The sequence below is a fragment of the Streptosporangium sp. NPDC006930 genome, assembly GCF_040635605.1.
GTDB lineage: Bacteria > Actinomycetota > Actinomycetes > Streptosporangiales > Streptosporangiaceae > Streptosporangium.
The window spans coordinates 80,381-101,961 of record NZ_JBEYID010000003.1; the positions used below are offsets into that span (position 1 = coordinate 80,381).

General features: G+C 70.8%; 12 protein-coding genes. 11 read left to right on the plus strand and 1 reads right to left on the minus strand.

The genetic code is table 11. The annotated features are described in order from the left end of the window. Window positions 1-212 precede the first annotated feature (212 nt). The 7 genes from ABZ664_RS06825 to ABZ664_RS06855 all read left to right on the plus strand — a co-directional run bounded on the left by ABZ664_RS06825 (window position 213) and on the right by ABZ664_RS06855 (window position 12,362). Complete coding sequence (locus ABZ664_RS06825) at window positions 213-2,438, plus strand: acyl-CoA dehydrogenase (RefSeq protein ID WP_362504111.1); 2,226 nt, start codon at window positions 213-215, stop codon at window positions 2,436-2,438. Window positions 2,439-2,548: 110 nt separating this feature from the next. Beyond that, a complete protein-coding gene (locus tag ABZ664_RS06830) occupies window positions 2,549-3,319 on the plus strand; it encodes an FkbM family methyltransferase (RefSeq protein WP_362504114.1) in 771 nt (256 codons plus the stop codon). A 23-nt stretch (window positions 3,320-3,342) separates the two neighbouring features. Further along, window positions 3,343-5,139 (plus strand): hypothetical protein, encoded by a 1,797-nt coding sequence (locus ABZ664_RS06835; protein ID WP_362504117.1) that lies wholly within the window; start codon window positions 3,343-3,345, stop codon window positions 5,137-5,139. Window positions 5,140-5,277: 138 nt separating this feature from the next. Continuing rightward, complete coding sequence (locus ABZ664_RS06840; RefSeq protein WP_362504120.1) at window positions 5,278-5,409, plus strand: hypothetical protein; 132 nt, start codon at window positions 5,278-5,280, stop codon at window positions 5,407-5,409. 291 nt (window positions 5,410-5,700) lie between these two features. Beyond that, window positions 5,701-6,915 (plus strand): glycosyltransferase family 4 protein, encoded by a 1,215-nt coding sequence (locus ABZ664_RS06845; protein WP_362505099.1) that lies wholly within the window; start codon window positions 5,701-5,703, stop codon window positions 6,913-6,915. Beyond that, window positions 6,916-11,229, plus strand: coding sequence for an alpha-(1->3)-arabinofuranosyltransferase family protein (locus ABZ664_RS06850; RefSeq protein WP_362504123.1), 4,314 nt, complete (start codon window positions 6,916-6,918; stop codon window positions 11,227-11,229). Continuing rightward, window positions 11,226-12,362, plus strand: coding sequence for a DUF3068 domain-containing protein (locus tag ABZ664_RS06855; RefSeq protein WP_362504126.1), 1,137 nt, complete (start codon window positions 11,226-11,228; stop codon window positions 12,360-12,362). Before ABZ664_RS06850 ends, ABZ664_RS06855 begins: the two co-directional genes overlap by 4 nt. Here the strand turns inward: ABZ664_RS06855 and ABZ664_RS06860 are convergent. Further along, window positions 12,283-13,536 carry an acyltransferase gene (locus ABZ664_RS06860; protein WP_362504129.1) on the minus strand — a complete coding sequence of 418 codons (1,254 nt, stop codon included), beginning with the start codon at window positions 13,534-13,536 and terminating at the stop codon, window positions 12,283-12,285. The two genes, ABZ664_RS06855 and ABZ664_RS06860, sit on opposite strands and share 80 nt — an antisense overlap. Window positions 13,537-13,648: 112 nt before the next feature. Here ABZ664_RS06860 and ABZ664_RS06865 point away from each other — a divergent pair, with 112 nt between their 5' ends. From ABZ664_RS06865 to ABZ664_RS06880, 4 genes are all read left to right on the plus strand, one after another. Continuing rightward, on the plus strand, window positions 13,649-14,563 hold the full coding sequence (locus ABZ664_RS06865) for a DUF3068 domain-containing protein (protein WP_362504132.1): 915 nt from the start codon (window positions 13,649-13,651) through the stop codon (window positions 14,561-14,563). A 243-nt stretch (window positions 14,564-14,806) separates the two neighbouring features. Beyond that, on the plus strand, window positions 14,807-15,922 hold the full coding sequence (locus tag ABZ664_RS06870) for a nitronate monooxygenase family protein (protein ID WP_362504135.1): 1,116 nt from the start codon (window positions 14,807-14,809) through the stop codon (window positions 15,920-15,922). 138 nt (window positions 15,923-16,060) lie between these two features. Beyond that, window positions 16,061-17,791 carry a hypothetical protein gene (locus ABZ664_RS06875; protein WP_362504138.1) on the plus strand — a complete coding sequence of 577 codons (1,731 nt, stop codon included), beginning with the start codon at window positions 16,061-16,063 and terminating at the stop codon, window positions 17,789-17,791. 314 nt (window positions 17,792-18,105) lie between these two features. Continuing rightward, complete coding sequence (locus ABZ664_RS06880) at window positions 18,106-21,447, plus strand: family 16 glycoside hydrolase (protein ID WP_362504141.1); 3,342 nt, start codon at window positions 18,106-18,108, stop codon at window positions 21,445-21,447. The last annotated feature ends 134 nt before the right edge of the window (window positions 21,448-21,581 follow it).

The window sequence follows — 21,581 nt, forward strand, 5'->3', positions numbered from 1 at the left end:
TCCCCGGCTCACGGGGGAGACCGACGGGCGGGCACAGTACGGGCGCCGTCCGCCCGGCTCGCGGGGAGTCGGAGGTCGAGGGCCTTGGCGGGCGAGATTTTCGCCGATTGTCCACGGCGCGAGATCGCGTGCCCGGAAGATGATCTCGTGCGTTGTGATGGAAGTACCTTCTAGAATATGGTTCTGTCATTGAACCCTGTCTGGAGGCTGTCATGGCGATCGGATTGAGCGAGGAGCACGAGGCGCTCCGGGAGTCGGTGACCAGGTGGGCGGAGCGCAACATCCCGTCCGAGACCGTGCGCGCCGCCGTCGCGGCGGAGGGTGAGGAACGCCCCGGTTTCTGGGCAGGACTGGCCGACCAGGGCCTGCTCGGCCTGCACATCCCAGAGGAGCACGGCGGCAGTGGCTACGGCCTGCTGGAGACCGCCGTCGCCGTCGAGGCCCTCGGCGAGCGCGTCGCCCCCGGCCCGTACGTTCCCACGGTGCTCGCCGGCGCCGTGATCCTCGCCTCCGACGGCAAGGCCCAGGCCGAGCTCCTGCCCGGTCTCGCCGACGGCACGCTGACCGGTGCGGTCGCGCTGGGCGCCTCCATCACCGGCACTCGCGCGAAGGACGGCACCCTCACGATCGCCGGCGTCGCCGAGCCGGTCCTGGGCGGCGCGTCGGCCGACGTCCTGGTGCTCCCGGTGAGCACCGACCGCGGCGAGGAGTGGGTCGCGGTGGACGCCTCCGCGGCGACCGTCACCCCGGTCAGGTCGCTCGACCTCACCCGGGGGGTGGCCAAGGTCGAGCTGGACGCGGTCACCGTACCGTCGGGGCGGGTCCTCGACCGGCTGCGGGGCTCGCAGGTCCTCGATCTGGCCGCGATCCTGTTCGGCGCGGAGGCCGCGGGCGTCGCGTCGTGGTGCGTGACCGCCGCCGCCGAGTACGCCAAGGTGCGCGTGCAGTTCGGCCGCCCGATCGGGCAGTTCCAGGGGGTCAAGCACAAGGCCTCCCGGATGCTCGTCGCTCTGGAGCAGGCCCGTGCGACCGTGTGGGACGCCGTCCGCGCCGTCGAGGTGACGGGCGGCACCGAGGTGTCGGCCGACGAACGGGCGTACGCCGCCGCGATCGCCGGTGTGGTCGCCCCCGACGCGGCCGTGCTCTGCGCCAAGGACGCCATCCAGATCTTCGGCGGCATCGGTTACACCTACGAGCACGACGCCCACCTGTACTACCGGCGCGCGCTCACCCTGCGCGCCCTGCTCGGCTCCTCGGGGGAGTGGGCGGAGAAGGTCGCGGAGCTGGCACTGAACGGCGTGAGCCGGGAGCTGGAGATCGAGCTGCCCGACGAGGCCGCCGAGCTGCGCGAGAGCATCCGGACCGAGATCGCCGGGATCGCCGCGCTGGAGGGCCAGGAGCAGAAGCGGGCGCTGGCGAGCGCCGGATACGTCATGCCGCACCTGGCCAGGCCCTGGGGGCGCGACGCCAAGCCGCTGGAGCAGGTCCTCATCTTCCAGGAACTCAAGGCCGCGAAGGTCAGACTGCCCCAGATGATCATCGGTGCCTGGGTGGTGCCCTCGATCGTCACGTACGGCACCCCCGAGCAGCAGGAGCGCTTCCTGCCGCCCACGCTGAGCGGCGAGATGATCTGGTGCCAGCTCTTCTCCGAGCCCGGTGCGGGCTCCGACCTGGCGAACGTGCAGATGAAGGCCGAGAAGGTCGAGGGAGGCTGGCGGCTCAACGGCCAGAAGATCTGGACCTCGGTGGCGCACTTCGCCGAGTGGGGCATCTGCATCGCCCGCAACTCCTCCGAGGGTTCCAAGCACGAGGGCATCACCTACTTCCTGGTCGACATGAAGGGGGCCGGCGTCACGGTCAGGCCGCTCACCGAGATGACGGGGGAGAACCTGTTCAACGAGGTCTTCCTCGACGACGTGTTCGTCCCTGACGAGCTCGTCGTCGGCGAGGTCGGCCAGGGCTGGAAGGTCGCGAGGAACACGCTGTCCAACGAGCGGGTCTCGCTCTCCTCCGGTTCCGGCGGCACCGGATCGTCCGTCCCCGACCTGCTCGGCCTGACCGGGCGCCTCGGCAGGGGGCTGACCCCCGCCGAGCGTCAGGAACTGGCCCGGGTGGTCTGCGAGGGCCACTCGATCGCCGCGCTCGGACTGCGGGTGACCCTGAAGCAGCTGACCGGCCAGGAGCCCGGCGCCGACGCCTCGGTCCGCAAGTTCCTGTCCACCTCGCACGCCCAGCACGTCTCGGAGTGCGCGGTCTCGTTGCTCGGTTCCTCGGCCGTCATCGCCGCCGACATGAAGCTCGGCGACGCGGGCTACTGGAACCGCGCGGTGCTCTCCACCCGGGCCATGACGATCTACGGCGGTACCACGGAGGTGCAGCTCAACATCATCGCCGAACGCATGCTCGGCCTGCCCCGCGACCCCGAGCCGGGAAAGTGAGCTGAGGGGGTGCGTTCTCGCCCGCCCGTGATCCTGCGGGCGGGCACCGCAGGTCAAGACTGGTTATTTCAGTACAGGTCGGGTTTGACCCCTTCGGTTAGGCTTCGCGCATGTCAATGCGGTTCCGGCCAGGTGTGGTCGTCCGGAGCGCCGTGGCCGGCGCGATCCCGCTGCGCTGGTTCGGCGCCGTGATCCGCCGGGTCTATCCCCGGCTGGACGCCGAACTGGCCCGTGCCGAGGAGTTCGTGCCACGCGGCGGTACCGCCGTCGACGTGGGCGTCTGGTACGGGCCGTGGACCGCGAGGCTTCGGCGGCTCGGCTGCGACGTCGTCTCGATCGAGGCGAACCCCCGCCTGGCCGCCCTGCTCGGGCGGACCTTTCCCGACGTCCGGGTGATCGCGGCGGGTGCCTCGGACAGCTCGGGCACGGCGCGGCTGTGGATACCAGGCGGCGGGCGGGGAGCGGAGGCCACGGCCTCGCTCGTCCACGGCGAGGGGGAGGGGGCGCCGGTGGACATCCCGACCGTCACCATCGACGAGCTGGACCTGAAGGACGTCCGGTTCATCAAGGTCGATGTGGAGGGCCACGAACTCGCCGCGCTGCGCGGCGCCGCGCGGACCGTCCACCGGGACCGGCCCGTCCTGCTGGTCGAGCTGGAGACCAGACACCAGGACATCGGCCTGGTCGTCGACCAGCTCGCGGAGTGGGGCTACACCGGCTCCGTCCTCACCGGCGGCACCTGGGTTCCGCTGGACGGCTTCGACCTGGCCGCCCACCAGGCGGCGGCGGTCGGCGAGGTGGAGCGAAGCTTCATCTCCCGTCTCGTCAGGCCCGGCGGCGAGTACGTGAACATGGTGCTGTTCCGTCCCCTCGTCCCGTAGTGCGCGCCCCTCGCGCCCCCCGCGTGTCCGCCCCCCGCGCCAGCGCCTCCCGCGCCTCCGCCCTCCGCGCCTTCGCCTCCCGCGCGCTCGTCCCCCGCACCCCCGTCCCGCACCCGGCCGCGGGGCACGTCTTCGCGTCGTTCCTGGTTCCGGCCCTGGTGGGGCTCGCCCTCGGAACGCTCGCGCTCTGGCCCGCGCTCGGTCCCGGTTTCGTGCTCCGCTACGACATGGTGTTCGTGCCCGACCCGCCGATCCCGGCGCAGAGCGGCGGTTTCCCCCGTGCCGTGCCGAGCGACCTCGTGGTGGCCCTGCTCTCCTCGGTCCTTCCCGGCCAGATCGTGCAGAAGGCGATCCTGCTGGGGATCTTCGTGCTCGCCGCGACGGGCGCCGCGGCCCTGGTGCCGGGGGAGCGCCGGGTCGCCCGGCTGGTCGCCGCGGTCTTCTACGCCTGGAACGTCTACCTGGCCCAGCGGTTGCTGCTCGGCCAGTGGGCGCTGCTGCTCGGGTACGCGGGCCTGCCGTGGGCGGTGCGCGCGGTCACCCGAGGGGGGATGTGGAGGACGGTCCTCGCGCTGATCCCCGCGGCGATCGGGGGTTTCCAGGCGATGCTCGTCTCGGCGATGTCGGTCGTGCCCGTGGCGGGCCGCCGGGCGCCGCGAGCCCTGCTCGCCGTCGCCGTGCTGAGCCTGCCGTGGCTGGTTCCGGCGCTGGGAAGCTCCGCCGTCACCGATCCGGCCGGGGTCCGGGCCTTCGCACCACGGGCGGACGGGCCGCTGGGCACCCTCGGCAGCCTGTTCACCCTCGGTGGCGTGTGGAACTCCGGAGCGGCCGTACCGGGACAGGAGACCTGGTGGTCGGCCCTCGTCCGGCTCGCGGTGGCCGTGGCGGCGGTGACCGGGTACGCCCTCCTCGCGAGGGGGTGGCCGCCGGCGGGCCGCGTGGCCGGGGGCGGGCCGGTCGCGAAGAGCGGACGGGGTACGGCTGGAGGCGAGCCGGTCGCGGGGAACAGGCGGGGCCCGCTCGGAGGTGGGCCGGATGCGGGGAACGGACGGGGCCCGCTCGGGGGTGGGCCGGGCGCGGAGGGGGGACGTCGCCGGGTCGCCGACGAGGGGCGGGACGGTGGGCGGCCCGCGTACTGGGGTGGGCTGACGGTCGCCTCGGTGGCGGGGCTGACGGTGGCGTGTGCCGGGGCCTTCCTGCCGGGGGCGGTGGAGACGCTGGTCGGGCTGTGGCCCGGCTTCGGGCCGCTCCGCGACGGGCAGCTCTATCTCGCCCCCTTCGCCTTGCTGCAGGCGGTCGGCCTGGCCGCGGTGACCGCGCGCCTGTCCCCGGTGATCCGTCCCGGCATGCTCGTGCTGCCCCTGCTGGTGCTGCCCACCTTCGCGATGGGGGCGTTCGGCCGGCTGGTCGCGGTCGACTACCCCCGGGACTGGTCCGGGGTGCGGAGCGTCGTGGACGCGGATCCCGCGCCGGGGGCGCTGCTGACGCTGCCGTGGGGGGCCTACCGGGCGTTCGGCTGGAACGGGGGCCGGGTGGTGCTCGACCCGGCCGTCAAGTCCTTCCGGCGCGAGGTCGTCTGGAACGACGGTCTGCCGGTCGGGCTGGGAGACGGTCGTACACTCGTCCTCGCGGGCGAGGATCCGAGGGCCCGCAGGGTCGGCGCGATCCTCGCGGGGGCCGGCCCGCTGACCGGGCCGCTGGCCGCGGAGGGGATCAGCCACGTGCTGATCCAGAGGTCGAGCGAGAACTTGTTCCGTTCCAGACTCCCCGGCGCACGGCTGATCTTCGCTGGTCAGGAGCTCGTCCTGTACCGCATCTGATCCTCTGAGATGCGACCACAACAAGGTTTACCAGCTAGTAGCATTTTCCACACATTTTCCCCGATTGACTAGCTGACTACCTGTATCAGGTTCTACTGTCAGGCAGACCGCACGACCGCGCGTTGGAGGGAGACTCGGGTGTTGCGAGTGGTTGCCGCTCTGGCGGTAGGGGCAGTGCTGGCGATCGGAGCCTCGGTGGCCGTCGTGAACGTCGCGGCGCCGACCCCCGAGCCGCCCAACAGGCCGCTCTACAACTACGGCAGCAGGTGACGCGCGAAGGCCACCGATCGGCTCCGGCGCTCACCTGAGCATCCGGCCCACGGGGCGGGGAGACCCGCTCCGGATCACGTCGACGAGACAGGGCCTGGCCGCAGCATGCGCGAAAACCCTCGGCGCCGTCGTTCTCGTACGTCAGACAGCGACATTCACCGCATAAAGTGACACCTCGTCCGGAGAGCGCGGAGCGTACGGGGAGCACGGGAGAGTTCGGAGATAGGAGTGGTCGTGGCCGGACAGGGCGCCAGGGCGACCCGCCGGGCGTCGGGCCCGTCCCCCGCGGGCCTGGTGGCCGCGACGGCGCGGCAGCGGCCGTTGCTGCGCGGGGTGCGCGTCGCCGTCCTGAACTTCCGCGAGCCGCTGCAGTCGGTGGCGGGGGGCGCCGAGGAGTACGCCTGGCAGGTGAGCCGCCACCTGGTGGGGCAGGGGGCGTCGGTCACCTTCGTCACCTCCAGGGAGGCGGGGCAGTCCTCGGCCGAGGCGCGCGACGGCATCGCGCTGCGGCGGATGGGCAACCCGTTCCTGGTCTATCTGCTGGTCCCGCTCTGGATGCTGCTGCGGCGCCGGCGCTTCGACGTCGTCATCGACTGCATGAACGGCATCCCCTTCTTCGCCCCCCTGGTCACCGGACGGCGCACGGTCGTCATCTCCCTGGTGCACCACGTGCACGACCGCCAGTTCTACGCCTTCTTCCCGCGCTGGCTGGCCCGTATCGGCTGCTTCATCGAGGGGCCGGTCGCCCGGCTGGTCTACCGGCGCCGCGCGACCGTCACGGTCTCCGAGTCCTCCAGGAAGGAGTTGCGCGAGCGGCTCGGCTGGCTCGCGCCGATCCAGATCATCCCGAACGGCAGCCCGGTGGCGCGCCTGGTCGCGAGCGGCGAGGGCGTGACGGGGGACCCCTCGGTGGTCTACCTCGGCAGGCTCGTGGGCCACAAGCGCGTCGAACGGGTGGTGGACCTCGTGGGAGACCTCGAAGAGGCGTGGCCGGGCATCCACGTGCACGTCATCGGGCGTGGCTGCGAGCAGGAGCGGCTCACGGCACACGCCGCCCGCCGCGGCCTTGAGGACCGGATCCACCTGCACGGCTTCCTGCCCGAGGCCGCCAAGAATGCGATCCTGGGGGCGGCACGGGTCAACGTCACCGCCTCGGAGTTCGAGGGCTGGGGGCTGACCGTGATCGAGGCCGCCGCGCTCGGCGTCCCGACTGTCGCCTACGACGTCGCGGGACTGCGCGACTCGGTGCGTGACGGTGTCACGGGCTGGCTGGTCGGGGATGGTGAGGCGCTCGCCGACGTGGTGGACCGCGCGCTGCGGGAACTGTCGGACCCGGCCAGGCGCGAGGAGATCCAGCAGGCGTGCAGGCTCTGGGCGGCCGAATTCACCTGGGGGAGAACGGGCGCTACGATGACCGGACTAATCACCACAGAACTATCTAAAAACGGCCGCCACCTTCATGTATCCGATCTCTGTCTCGCCGCGGGTGAGACCGATCCGCCATAAGTGACGGTGATCCCCGAGGCGTGGATCACCCGCCTTTCCGCACCTCCCTCCGAGTTCGGAGCCTCCGACACCGGGCTTCGCCGCAGGCTCAGGCTGCTCGCCGGGTGCCTCTTCCTCGCCGCCGTCGCCTTCCACATGGCGCCGGGCATGCTCATCGCCGAGACGAAGCTGGACATGCCGATCAACCCGATCGGCTTCCTCTCCCAGGCGCTGAGCATGTGGGACCAGGATTATCTGGGACACCTGCAGAACCAGGCGTACGGCTACATCTTCCCGATGGGGCCCTTCTACACCCTGCTGATCAACGCGGGCATGCCCCCGTGGGTGGTGCAGCGGCTCTGGGTGACGCTGATCCTGTGCGTCGCCTTCGTCGGCGTCGCCCAGGTGGCCAGGGCGCTGCGGATCGGCGGGCAGCTCGCCGGGGTGCTGGCCGGTCTCGCCTACGCGCTCGCCCCGCACGCGCAGGCGCTCATGGGCTTCAACTCCGTGGAGTTCGCCCCCAGCGCCGTCCTGCCCTGGGTGCTGCTCTTCCTCGTCAGGGGCGCGCAGGGGGAGACGAGCCCACGCGGGGCCGCCTGCCTGTCGGCGCTCGTGTTCCTGTTCGCGGGCGGCATCAACGCCGCCGCCGAACTGGCCGTGCTCGTCGTACCGATGATCTACCTGCTCACCCGGGCGCGCGGCCCGCGCAAGCGGCGGCTCATCGCCTGGTGGCTCGCCGCGATCGCCGCCGTGTCGTTCTGGTGGCTCGTCCCCCTGGTGATGCTCGGCCGCTACGTCTTCTCCTTCATGCCCTTCACCGAGAACGCGTGGACGACCACGGTCGTGGGCTCGCTCACCAACGTGCTGCGCGGCATGAACAGCTGGGTCGCCTTCCTGCCGGTGGACGGGCGCCCCTTCCTGCCCGCCGCCTACGAGCACGCCACCGTGCCCTGGCTCGTGCTGGTCACCGCGCTCGTCGCCGGGCTGGGACTGGCCGGGCTCACCCTCGCGCGCACGCCCGAGCGGACCTTCCTGATCCTGACCGCGCTCGTGGGCGTCGCCGTCCTCGTCGCGGGCCACGCCGGGCCGCTCGCCGACCCCCTCAGGGCGCTGCTGGACGGCCCGCTCGCGCCGTTCCGCAACCTGCACAAGTTCAACGCGCTCGTACGGCTGCCGCTGGTGCTCGGACTCGCCGCGTTCGTCTCCTACGTGGGAGCGCGCAGGCCCGCCGTCCGCCTCCCCGCCGCGGTGGTGGGGGCCGGGCTGGTCGGCCTCACCCTCGTCCCCGTCGCCACCGCGGGCATCGCCCCGAGCGGCGCCTTCGCCGACGTCCCCGAGCACTGGCGGCAGGCGGCCTCCTGGCTGGACGACCGGGCCGAGGAGGGCACCGTGCTGGTCCTGCCCGGAGCCCGGCGAGGCGAGTACACCTGGGGGCGCCCGCTCGACGAGCCGTTCCAGCCGCTGCTGAAGAAGGCCCGCTGGGTGAGCAACACGATCGTGCCGTGGGGTACGGCCGGCTCCAACCGGCTCGTCAAGGCGATCGACGACCGCTTCGCCAACGGGCAGGGATCGGAAGGGCTCACCCGGACGCTGCGCCGGATGGGGGTGCGCTACCTGCTGATCCGCAACGACCTCGACAGGGTCGCCTTCGGTGACGCGTGGCCCGCCCGCGTACACGAGGCGCTGGACCGCTCTCCCGGCCTGAGCCGGGTGCGTGGCTTCGGGCCCACGGTCGGCTTCGAGGACTCCCAGACCGGCGCGAGCTGGCTCGACCAGCCGTACGCGTCCCTGGAGATCTACGAGGTCACCGGGGCGCGTCCCGTCGTCGGCACGGTCGCGGCGCAGCGGCCGCTGCGGGTCTCCGGCGGTCCCGAGGCGCTGCTCACCATGGCCGAGGAGGGGGTCCTCGAAGACGACCGGCCGGTGATCCTCGGCGACGACCCCGGAGCGGACGCGATCCCCGCCGCCGACACGGTGCTCACCGACACCATGCGGCGGCGCGAGCTGGTGGTGAGCGACCTGCGCAGGCCGTACGGCGAGACGCTGACGCCTGACGAGCCCTACGAGGGTTACGGGCCCGCCTACGACCTCACCGACCCCGGCTGGTCCGATCCCACCACCGTCGCAGCCTTCATCGGGATCAAGGGAGTGACCGCCTCCTCCTCGCAGTCCAGGCTCGGGGCGACCCCGGGAACCCGCGACAGCGGGCAGCAGCCGTACGCGGCGGTGGACTTCGACCTGCGCACCGGCTGGCGCTCCACCGGCTGGAAGCCGGCCACCGAGCAGTGGCTGGAGGTACAGCTCGCCAAACCGACCTCGGTGCCCTTCATCCAGGCGGTCTTCGAACGCTCGGAGGAGACGGTGACGGTCTCCGAGGTCATGGTCGAGACCGACACCGGCAGGGTGCGCACCCGGCTCGGCCTCACCTCGCTGTGGGAGCGTCTGAACGTTCCGCAGGGCGAGACGTCCCGGATCCGGATCCGGGTCACCCGCGTCCTGCGTGACCCCAACCCCCGGGTCGGCATCACCGAGCTGTCCATTCCCGGGGTCCGCCCGGAACGCACGCTCGTGGTGCCCCCCGTCTCCTCGTCCGCCTCCTCGGCCGACCCCGCGTCGCCGGGGCAGACGGTCGTGACCAGCCGGACGGACACCGCCCCCGGCTGCATGCTCGGCTCCTACGCCTGGACCTGCGCGGACAGGCTGCGCTTCGTGGGCGAGGACGGTTACGCCTTCGACAGGTTGGTCCCCGTCGCCGAGGGAAGGCAGACGCTGGAGGGCAGGGCCGTGCTCACCGACCGGCGGGTGGCCGAGACCGTGCTGATGCCGGAAGGGAGCTTCCCCCGCGCCAGCGCCTCCTCCACCGCGAGCGACATCCCGGCCACCGGCGCCTACGCGGCCTTCGACGACGACCGCAGGACCATCTGGTACGCCGGGGACAAGGACCTGGAGCCCTCGCTCTCCTTCGAACTGGGCAGGAAGGTGAACCTGTCCCGGCTGCGCGTCGACTTCCCCGACACCAGGCTGGGCGCTCCGCCGGTCCGGGTCACCGTCACGACCGACGACGGCGTCCGGTACGCCTGGGCCTCGAAGGACGGGTGGATCCGCTTCGCGCCGATGAGGGCGAGCCGGGTGAAACTCACCTTCGCCGCCCTCGGCTCCTGGCGGATGGAGGTGCTCGGGGTGGCGATCCCGGGGGTCGCGCCGCTGCCCACCCCGGACACGCAGCCGGTGAGGATGCCCTGCGGGTTCGGTCCGACGCTCACCGTGAACGGGGTCGCGACGCCCACCGAGATCCACAGCGGGACCCTGGGCGATCTGTTCAACGGCCGTCCGGTCGGCTACCGGGCCTGCGAGGCGGTGGAGACGCGGGACGGCACGCTGCGGGTGCGCGCCGCCGCGCTCCAGGGCTTCCGGGTGGACTCGATGGTCCTGCGCGCCGCCGACACGAGGAGCGAGGGGAACGGCGACGGTGCCGCGAACGACGCCAAGGACGCCGCAGAGAGCCCGAAGAGCCCGAACGGAAGCGGCGCCGGGACCATCGAGAGCACCGAGAGCACCGAGAGCACCGAGAGCACCGGGAACGCAGGGAACGCCGGGAACGCCGCGGCGCCGGAGGTGATCCTGCGGCCCGCGACCGTCGAGAGCTGGGAGGCGGGGGAGCGCCGGGTGAGGGTCTCCACGGCGGAGCCCTCCTACCTGGCGCTCGGTGAGAACTTCAACAGGGGCTGGCAGGCGTCGTTCGACGGACGCGTGCTGGAACCGGCGAGGCTGGACGGGTGGCGGCAGGCGTGGCTGCTGCCCCCCGGGAGCGGGACCGTCGTGATGACGTACGCCCCCGACGGCCTGTATCGGATGTCGCTGATCGTGGGATGGGTGCTGGTCGCGCTGGTCGTCGCGCTCGCCCTGGTCCGCCCCCGCCGCCCGCTCCGCGGGCTTCCCGCGTCGTCGCCCGCGGTGCTGCGGGCGGCCTGGCTGTGGCCGCCGGCCCTCGTGCTGGGCCTGGTGGCCGAGGGTTGGGCCGGTGCCGCCCTGACCGGTCTGGTGGCGGTGCTCGCCCTGTGGCTGCGGGGTATCGCGGGGGCCGAGCACAGCGCGGGCGGCCGGCTGTACAGGATCGGCCGGGTGCTGCTCACGCCGTTCCCGGTGGTGGCGGCGCTCGGCGCGGCCGGTCTCGCGCTCGGCTACGGCGAGGAGACGGGGGCGGTGGGAGCGCAGTATCTCTCCCTGGTCGCCGTGGGCCTGTTGTTCGCCGCGGCGCGCGTGTCGAGGTCGCCCCGCCGTTGGCTGCGGGCGTGGGAGAAGGACGGTCCCCTCCAACCCACGGAGCGACGATGATCGACCGGAGACTGCGCGGTGTGCTGGTCCTGGTCGCCGGCGCCTTCCTGATCACGCTGGCCGCGCTGGTGCACCTCTACATCTATCCCAGCGGCCTGGTACTGCCCGCGGAGCAGGACCGGATCACCAAGCTGACCACCGAGTCCGGTTCCTACTTCGACGCCGCCACCCTGCGCACGCACCGGGGCGTCCCGCTGGAGACGGCCGTGGCCAGATACGGGGACACGGTCAGGTCCACGCCGGACGTTGCCGTGTGGACGGAGTTCGTCTCCCTCGCCACCCGCGACGGGCAGCGCATCGACTACCACGAGCGGCGGGTCGCGTTCGACCGCCGTACGGGGCAGGCGGTCAACTGCTGCGAGAACTACGTCGACGAGAACGGCAATCCCGCCCCGCGCGGGCTGGTGTTCCGCTGGCCCTTCGGAGCCGGGCCGGTCGCCTACCAGGTCTACGACCCGCTCGTCCGGCGCCCGGTGGCCGCCCGCTTCGAGGGGATCGAGACCCTGTACGGCGTCCGGGTCAACCGCTACGCGCAGCGTCTGGTCAACGAGCGGCTCGTCCAGCAGGCGATGGAACTGCCGGGGACGGTTCTCGGGCTGGGCGGCAGGAAGACGTTCCCCGTCAACGCCTACCTCGATGGGACCCGTACCTTCTGGGTGGAACCGGAGAGCGGGATGGTGATCGGGGTCAGGGAGAACCTGGTCAAGACCCTGCGCACCGACGACGGTGGGGGACGGCTGGTCGCGCTCGCCGCCGACATGCGCACCAGCACCGGGGACGAGCGGTGGAACGCGGGGGAGGCGCGGCAGTTCCTTCGCTGGGCGACACTCGTCAACCGGGTGATCCCGCTGTCGTGCGCCGTACTCGGCGTGCTGCTGCTGGTCGCGGGCCTGCGCCTGCAGAGTCGCGCCTCCGCCGCCTCCGCCGCCTCCGTCGCTCCCGCTCCCACCTCCGGTGATCCCGCTGCCGGGAGCGGAGGCGCGGGCGATGAGGGCGTCGCGGGTGGTGCGGACGGCCTCGACGACGGTGGCGGGGTCAGAGGCGGTGCCGGGGTCAGTGGCGGCGGCGCCGCCCCCGACCCCGGCCTCGGCTCCGGAGCCGCAGCGCCGGAGCCTCGACCAGCCGATGGCTGAGGTCGGCGAGCAGTACGGTGAACGCGGTGCACACCACCAGCGTCGTGAGCAGATCGCCGCCGAAGGTCTCCTGCCCGGTCAGCTCGTACCAGCCCACGATCACCACGAACTGCCACAGGAAGACGCCGTAGGAGATGCGGCCGAGATAGCGCATCACCCGGTTGCCGAGCAGCGAGCGCAGCGGCGAGGGCTCGGGGGTCTGCAGGGCCACGGGAGAGAGCAGGGCGAGGACGAAGACCGTGTAGAGGGTCATCTCGAAGATGTCCGTCCACAGGTCCTGGATCTCGAAGAGGCGGCCTCCCGCGATGGGGCTGGCCGCGACGGCGTAGACGAGGGCGGCGATGATCCAGCAGGTCACCCACGACTCGCGCACCCCCCTGGTGAGCCGCCGCACCGGGGCGTCCGGGTCGGTCTCGGCATGCGCCCAGAACGAGACGACGGCGAGAGCCATGCCCGCCGCGAAGTAGAGCATCGACCGGGGGAGCCAGAGCCCGAGTTCGGGGCGGTGCGCCGGGACGTGGCTGAAGATCGCCCAGAGGGGGGAGACCAGGGCGAGCGCGCAGATGCCGGTGAGCAGCAGCTTGGCCCTGGCCACAGGGTCCGCGCCGCGCCGCGCGAGGGCGCGCAGCGCGACGGCGAGGAGCGGGAGGGCGAGATAGAAGGTCATCTCGACCGAGAGGCTCCACATCTGCCCGAGCCCCGGCGGGCTCGCGCCGGCCCACCACGGCTCCGGCACGTAGTTCTGCACCAGCAGCAGGAAGGGCAGCCAGTTGACCGGGTCGGCCGCCTGAGGCCACGACCACAGCGGCAGCGCGACGGCGACCACGAGCCAGTACGCGGGCAGGATGCGCAGCGCGCGCTTCCACAGGTAGCCGCCGGCGCCGGGGGGCGCCTCACCCCGCACGACCTCCCCGGCCCAGGGCCGGTAGAGGAGGAAGCCCGACAGCAGGAAGAAGATCGGCACCCCGATGTCGCCCCTGGAGAGCAGGGCGGGGAGGAACCCCTCCCTGAGGGAGGCGCCCGTCGTGCTCGCCACGTGGTAGAGAAGAACACCGAAGGAGGCGACCGCGCGGACGCCGTCCATCGCGTCGAGATGCCCGCCGACCGCCGGAAGATCCCGCACGTCCCTGCCGGTCGACCCCTGGTGAACCGGCATAGAACCTGTTTCGGTCACTTTTTGGCATCCCTGGTGACTGTAGATGTTTGCCAGCACTAACATATCGCGAAATGGAACTTGTTATAGGGCGAGCGGGATACATGTGTAGCGGGCGGCCCCAGGAGGAGCGATGCGTCGCGTCATCGGTTTGATATTCATCGGACTCGGCGCGTTTCTCATCGTTCTCGCGCCGCTCGTGCGGTTCCAGGTGGCGACCGGTCTCATCGCCGCCCCCGCCGACCAGTACGGCATCAGCAAGCTGGAGGCCCTCGACGCCCAGTACTTCAGCCCCGGGGACCTGAAGGTGATGAAGGGCGACCTCGACATTACCGTCACCACCAGGGGGGACGTTACCGCGGCCGAAGGCGACCGGGTCGTCTGGGAGGAGGCCATGGCGGTCAACGACGTCACCAACCAGAACCCCCTCATCTCGTTCAGTGAGCGTCGCAGCGCGTTCAACAAGTACACGGGCGAGGGCGTGAACTGCTGCAACGTCAACATCGACAAGACCCCCGTGCAGCTCCAGGGGCAGATCTACAAGTGGCCCTTCGACGTCGAGAAGAAGACGTACAGCGTGTTCAACGCGACCACCGGCAAGGCGTTCGACGCCAAGTTCGTCGGTGAGGAGCAGGTCGGAGGGCTGCTGGTATACCGGTTCGAGCAGACCGTCCCGCCGACCAAGATCGACACCGTCACCGTCCCGGCCTCCATCCTCGGCATGGACGATCCTGGCGACGTGAAGGCGGATCGCGTCTATGACGGCGTCAACACCTTCTGGATCGAGCCGGCCACCGGCTCGCCGGTGCGGCAGGAACAGCAGCGCCACGACGTGCTCAAGACCCAGGACGGCGTCGAGCGCTCGCTCGCCTTCGTCGCCGACGTGAAGATGACCCAGAACACCGTGGACGACCTGGTCAAGAACGCGTTCGACGGCAGGAACAGCATCATGCTGCTCAGGACCATGATCCCGCTGGTGCTCCTGCTGATCGGCCTCGCCCTGGTCGTCACCGGCGCCGTGCTCGTGAGGCGCCGCGGGGACATGTGAGAGACCGGGGGCGCCGGGCCCTCGACGGAGAACGTGTGGAGGGAGGCTGTGGGCACGTGCCCGCGGCCTCCCTTTCCGTTCGCCGCGAACCTCGTGAATCACCGTTCCCCGGACGCGCCACTGGAACACGTTCCATCGTTTTCCCCACTTCATTACTCGCGAGTAGCTTAGGTTTTCGGTCGAAAGAAAGGTTCTCTACTAGAACGCGTTGCAGTTAGTTTGACGCGGTCGTACAGTCGCACCATGCGGACACGTGTTACCGACATGCTCGGGATTGAATTTCCGATCTTCGCGTTCAGCCACTGCCGTGACGTCGTCGCCGAGGTCAGTCGCGCGGGGGGGATGGGCGTGCTCGGCGCCCTCTACTTCACCCCCGAGGAGCTCGAAATGGAGCTCAAGTGGATCGACGACCACGTCGACGGCAAACCGTACGGCGTCGACGTGGTCATGCCCGCCTCGTACGCGGGCTCCGACCTCGGCGTCGACTCGCCCGAGGACCTCGTGGGACGGCTCCAGGGGATGATCCCCCAGGGCCACAGGGACTTCGTCGACGGCCTGCTCGCCTCCCACGGCGTGCCGCCGCTCTCGGCCGACGCGGACGCGGGGAAGGTGCTGCTCGGCTGGACCGACGCCACCGCACGCCCGCAGGTCGAGGTGGCCCTGCGGCACCCGATCGCACTGCTCGCCAACGCGCTGGGCCCGCCCCCCGCCGACGTGGTCGACCAGGCACACGCCAAGGGGGTGAAGGTCGCCGCGCTCGCCTCCACCCCACGGCACGCGATCAAGCAGGTCGAGGTCGGGGTGGACATCGTCGTCGCCCAGGGCACCGAGGCGGGCGGGCACACCGGGGAGATCTCCACGATGGTCCTCATCCCGCAGGTCGTGGACGCCGTCGACGTCCCCGTACTGGCCGCGGGCGGCATCGGCGACGGCCGCCAGATGGCGGCCGGGCTCGCGCTCGGCGCCGAGGGCGTGTGGACGGGATCGATCTGGCTCGCCGTGGAGGAGGCCGACACCTCCGAGGTGGTCAAGCGCCGCATCCTGGGGGCGACCTCGCGCGACACCGTGCGCTCGCGGTCGTGGACCGGCAAGCCCGCCCGGCTGCTCAGGAACGAGTGGACCGACGCCTGGGAGTCCCAGGAGTCGCCCGGCACGCTCCCCATGCCGCTGCAGTTCATGCTGATCTCCGACGCGCTCCGCAGGATCGGCCGTTCCGACGCGACCGAGCTGGCGACCTTCCCGGCCGGGCAGATCATCGGCGCGATGAACCAGGTCAGGTCCACCAGGGACGTCGTGTTCGGCATGATCGAGCAGTACGTCGAGGCAATGGAACGATTGGGTCGCATTACCGGTGAGTAGGTAGCTCATGTCCGAAGGAATGGGCTAAGAACTCATCAGAGCCGATGAGTTTGGAGAATGATGGCGTCCCCGCAGGTCACCGACCGTGTCACCGATCCCCCGACAGGACCTTCGCGGTCCTTTCCCGGGGGTCGGCGGGTGCTCGGCGCCGCACTCGTCCTCATCGTGGCCCAGCTCGCCTGGCGGGCCGTGATCCTGCACAGGGGCGGCTTCTTCGGCGACGACCTCAACATGGTGGGCAGGGCCGCGGCCGAACCTTTCGGGCTCGACTACCTCTTCGGCGTCTACTCCGCGCACGTGATGCCGGTCGGGATGATCGCCAACACGGTCGTCACCTCGCTCGGCGCGTACGACTGGACGGTGACCGCGGCGGCGCTGCTGCTCTTCCAGCTCGCCGCCTCGCTCGCCGTGTACCGCATGCTGCGCGTGCTGTTCGGTGCCCGCTGGATGATCCTGGTACCCCTGTCCCTCTACCTGTTCACGCCGCTCGCCCTGCCCGCCTTCTACTGGTGGGCGGCGGCGGTCCAGGCCCTGCCGCTGCAGATCGCCATCGCGATGGCGGTCGCCTCCCACGTGACGTTCCTGCGCTCCGGGCGCGGCGTGGACGCGGTCGTGACCGGACTGTGGTTCCTGTTCGGGCTCGGCTCCTTCCACCTCAAGGCCGTCTTCGCCATTCCCCTGCTGCTCGTCCTGGTCACCGTCCTGTACTTCCCCGTCCGTGAGCGCCTGCGCTCCCTGGCGACGGTGTTCGGCGGGTACGCGGTCATGGCGGGCGCCTACTCGATCCTGTTCCTCCTGCAGCTCGACCGCCTGCACGGCCAGGAGATCGGGGCGCCCTCGTCCGAGGTGGCCGGCCGGGCCATGGCGCGGATGCTGGGCGTCACCCTCCCGGTGCTCGCGGCCGGGGGCCCCGGGCCCTGGTGGTACAAGTTCTACGCGGTGCCGCCGCAGGCGATGGTCGGCGCGGCCTGGCTGCTCATCGCGCTGGTCGTCGCCGTCACCCTGCTCCTCAGGCGGGGAGCGTGGAAGGCGTGGCTGATCCTCTGCCTCTATCCGCCCCTCCTCATGGTGCCGATCCTGGCCGGACGCTCCCTGGACCGCGCCCTGGGCGAGGAGGCCCGTTACCTCGCGGACGTGACCCCGGTGATCGCCCTCTGTCTGGGGCTGGCGATGCTCCCGCTGCTGGGCGAGGCGCGCCCGTACCGCTGGCGGATCCCGGCCCGCGCCGCCGGGTTCGGCTGCGCGCTGCTGGCGGCCACAGTCGCCGTCTTCTCCGTCTACTCCGCGCACAGATACGTGATGGGGACGGAGCCGGGGCGGGCCGAGATCCGCTCCTACCTCGCCTCGGTGCGGGCCACGCTCGCCTCCGCCCCGCCGGGTAGTGACGTCTACCCCCAGCGGACGCCCTACGACCAGTTCGGCTTCGGGTACGGGGACGAAGGGCTCAGCCACCTCACCCTCAGCCCGCTCGCCCCGCCCGAACTCGCCGCCCTCATGCGCAACCCCCGGCCCGCCGCCGCCCCGCTCGTGCTCGACCCCACCGGGCGCAGCCTCGTCCCGGCCCGCCTCACCGGTCCCTACGTCGCCGCCCCCGGCGGCTGCTTCCCCCAGCTGGGCGGCACGATCTCGATCCCCCTCGCGCACAAGGGCGGCATGGTCGTCCTCGGCCTCGACTACCGCTCCACCGCCAGGACGGCGGCCTACGTGCAGGTAGGAGAGCAGGAGGTCGAGATCGTCCTCGAACAGGGAACCGGCAGGATCCACATTCCCTTCACCGCCCCCGGCACCTCGGTACGGATGGAGGTCCTGTCGGCCGAGGTCCAGGTCTGCGTGATCGGCGGCCTCTTCGGCGGCCCGGTCCCGGGCTAGAGGGATGGGTCCGAAGCCCGGTCGGCGATCGGGTGATCGGGTGATGGGCCGGCCGGTGGCGCGGTCACGCCGGAGCGCGGCATCACCTGCTTTTGTCTTGGCAGGCGCGACTTTCGTTGATTTTCGGCATAAAGATATGGGCAAGTAGAAAATCTTGCTTTAGATTACGGCCAGAGCGGCTTTAACCCCTTCCTGTCACAACGAATCAGGTCCGGCATCCGCCATCCGATCAGTCATATCGGCGGTGCCGCACCCCCAGGCCGCACCCCCCACACCGCGCCGAACGCGGTACCCCCACCGAGATGGAACCGGCTATGCGGAAATCCCCCCTGTTACCCGTCTTACTGCTCACCGCCCTCTCATGGCTCGTCGTACCCGCTCAAGCGCGCGCGGCGGTGCCGCCACAGGCGCCGGGCGTCACCCTGCGCACCTACGACGTCCAGGTCGAACTGTCCAAGCTCTGCACGCTCAAGCCCGGTCAGACACCCAACGTGGACAAGCTGATGCCCACGATCGACTGGAGCTCCGACGCCGACTTCGGCCTGACCGACATGTTCGTCACCGAGGCGATCGGCAACATCTCCATCGCCACCGCGGGCACGTACGAGTTCCGGCTCACCAGCGACGACGGCTCTCGGTTGCGCATCGACGACACCGTCGTGATCACCAACGACGGGCGGCACGGGCCGGTCGTCGTGGACGGCACGATCACCCTGACCACCGGCTACCACGCGTTGCGCGTCGACCACTTCGATCACCTGTACGGCCAGCAGCTCAAGCTGGAGTGGAAACCACCAGGATCCTCGGAGTTCGCCCTCGTGCCGAACTCGGTGCTGAGCACGGACGCGGACGTGGTGCGGGTCACCGCCCCCGGGCGCAAGGAGTGTGAGAGCGGCGCAGACTCTCCGGGCGACGGGCTGCCGCTGGAGTCGGTACACCCCGACTTCACGCTCACCGACCTGCGGCCGGAGGGGTTCCAGCCGCAGGTGACCGCGATGGACTGGCTGCCCGACGGCCGGTTGGCGATCGCCACGTGGGGTGGCTCGGAGACCAGGCTCGGCGAGGTCTACCTGCTCGACAACGTCACGGGCAAGACCTCACCCGCGCAGGTGACCACCAAGAAGATCGCCGGTGGGCTCCAGGAGCCCATGGGCATCAAGTACGTGGACGGCAAGCTCTACGTGTCGGAGAAGTCCCGGCTGGTGGAGCTGAACGACACCAACGGCGACGAGGTCGCCGACAACCTCAGGACCGTGGCGACCTGGCCGTTCGGCGGCAACTTCCACGAGTTCGCGTTCGGGATGCTCTACCGTGACGGCCACTTCCACATCAATCTCTCCGTCGCCATCAACTACGGTGGCGCCTCCACCGACCCGCAGCCGGCGCCGGACAGGGGCACGACCATCAAGGTCGACAAGGCCACCGGTGAGGTCGAGTACATCGCCGGGGGCCTGCGCACGCCCAACGGGCTCGGCTGGGGTCCGAACGACGACCTGTTCGTCATGGACAACCAGGGCGGCTGGCTGCCCGCCTCGAAACTGGTGCACGTCAAGAAGGACCGGTTCTTCAACCACTACACCAACCCCGACGGCCGGTTCGACGACAACCCGGTGAGCGCGCCCGTGCTCTGGCTGCCGCACAACGAGATCGCCAACTCCCCCAGCACGCCACTGCTCATGAAGCAGGGCAGGTTCGCGGGGCAGATGTTGTTCGGCGACGTCACCTACGGCGGGATCCAGCGCGGCTACCTGGAGAAGGTCAACGGCGAGTACCAGGGCGCGGTCTTCCGCTTCACCCAGGGCCTTGAGGCCGGGGTCAACCGGATCAGCCTGGGGCCCGACGGCGCCGTCTACGCCGGAGGTCTCGGCGCCGGCGGGAACTGGGGCCAGACGGGCAAGCTCACCTACGGACTGCAGAAGCTGACCCCCGGTGACAGCAAGGCCTTCGACATCCTGAGGATGCGCGCGATCGCGGGCGGCTTCGAGCTGGAGTACACCCAGCCGCTGTCGGCCGAGACCGTCGCGTCGCTGGCGGCCAAATACCAGGCCACCCAGTGGCGGTACGCCGCGTCCTCCACCTACGGCGGCCCCAAGGTGGACGAGGAGCCGCTGACCGTCACCTCCGCGGACCTGTCCTCCAACAAGAAGAAGGTCACGCTCAAGATCGCGAACCTCAAGCCGGGGCGCGTGGTGCACCTGCGGTCGCCGCGCCCGTTCAGCTCGGCGTCGGGGCAGCCACTGTGGAGCACCGAGGCCTGGTACACGCTCAACTCGATGATCGACGGTCCGGAGACGGACACCGTGTACGAGGCGGAGAGCGCCTCGCACAGCGGCGGCGCGAAGCTGAACACCGATCATCTGAGCTACTCGGGAAGCGGCTTCGTCGACGGCTACCAGACCGCGGGAGCGGCCACGCAGTTCGCCGTGCACGCGGCGAGGGAGGGCACGTACCACGTCGGCCTGCGCTACTCCAACGGCCCGCACCCCGCGCCCGGCACCAAGTCCCTGAGCGTGTACGTCAACGGGACCAAGGTCAGGCAGGTGCCGCTGCCCACCACGGAGACCTGGGACCTGTGGGCCACCCAGGTCGAACCGCTCACGTTGAAGAAGGGCGCCAACCTCATCACCTACAGGTTCGACAGCGGTGACGTGGGCAACGTCAACCTGGACTCCATCACCGTGGCCGCGCAGCGGGTGTTCGAGGCCGAGAACGCCTCGCTGAGCGGTGGCGCGAAGGCGAACCAGAACCACCAGGGCTACACCTACAAGGGCTTCGTCGACGGCTACTGGAACGAGGGCGCGAGCACGTCGTTCTCCGTGTGGTCGGACTCGACCGGCACGCACAACGTGGGGCTCCGCTACGCGGCCGACGCCGGCAGGTCAGTGAGCGTGTACGTCAACGGAGAGAAGGTCAGGCAGGTGCGGCTGGCCGCCACCGGCGGCTGGGACGCCTGGGCCGTCCAGACGGAGCCGCTCAACCTGAACCGGGGCACGAACACGATCGCCTACAAGTACGACTCCGGCGACACGGGCAACGTCAACCTCGACCACATCACCGTGTCGAAGGCGCAGCGGATCACGCTGTTCGACGGGTCCAGTCTGGCGGCGTGGGAGAAACGGGCCGGCGGGGCGGCGACCTGGCCGATCGCGAACGGCTCCGTGGAGTCCTACGGCGGCGACATCCGTACCCGGCAGACGTTCGGCGACTTCAAGCTCCACGCCGAGTGGTACGAGCCGGACTACCCGCCGGACGTGACCGGGCAGCAGCGGGGCAACAGCGGCGTCTTCCTCCAGGAACGCTACGAGATCCAGGTCCTGGAGTCGTACGGTGACACCACGCCGGCCGCCAACGAGGCGGGTGCGATCTACAACAAGCGCGCGCCCGACCGCAACATGGCCACCGCCTCGGGAACATGGCAGACCTACGACATCACCTTCCGCGCGGCCCGGTACACCAGCGCGGGAGTGAAGGTCGACGACGCGCGGGTCACGGTCGTCTGGAACGGCGTGGTGGTGCACGACGACGTGGCCGTCGACGGCGGCACGGGCGACCACATCCCGGAGAGCGCGGCGTCGGGCGGGATCCGCCTTCAGGACCACGGCGACGCCGGCGAGAACCCCCGTTTCCGCAACATATGGATCGAACCCGTCTCCTGACCTCATCCGCTCAGCAGGCCGTCCCGCTCTCCGCGCGGGGCGGCCTGCCCTTTGCGCGAGGCCACCCGCCGGGCCGTGAGCGCACCGCGACGCCCTCGTCCTCCCAGCCGTTCGCCCGGGAACCGGGCTCCGCC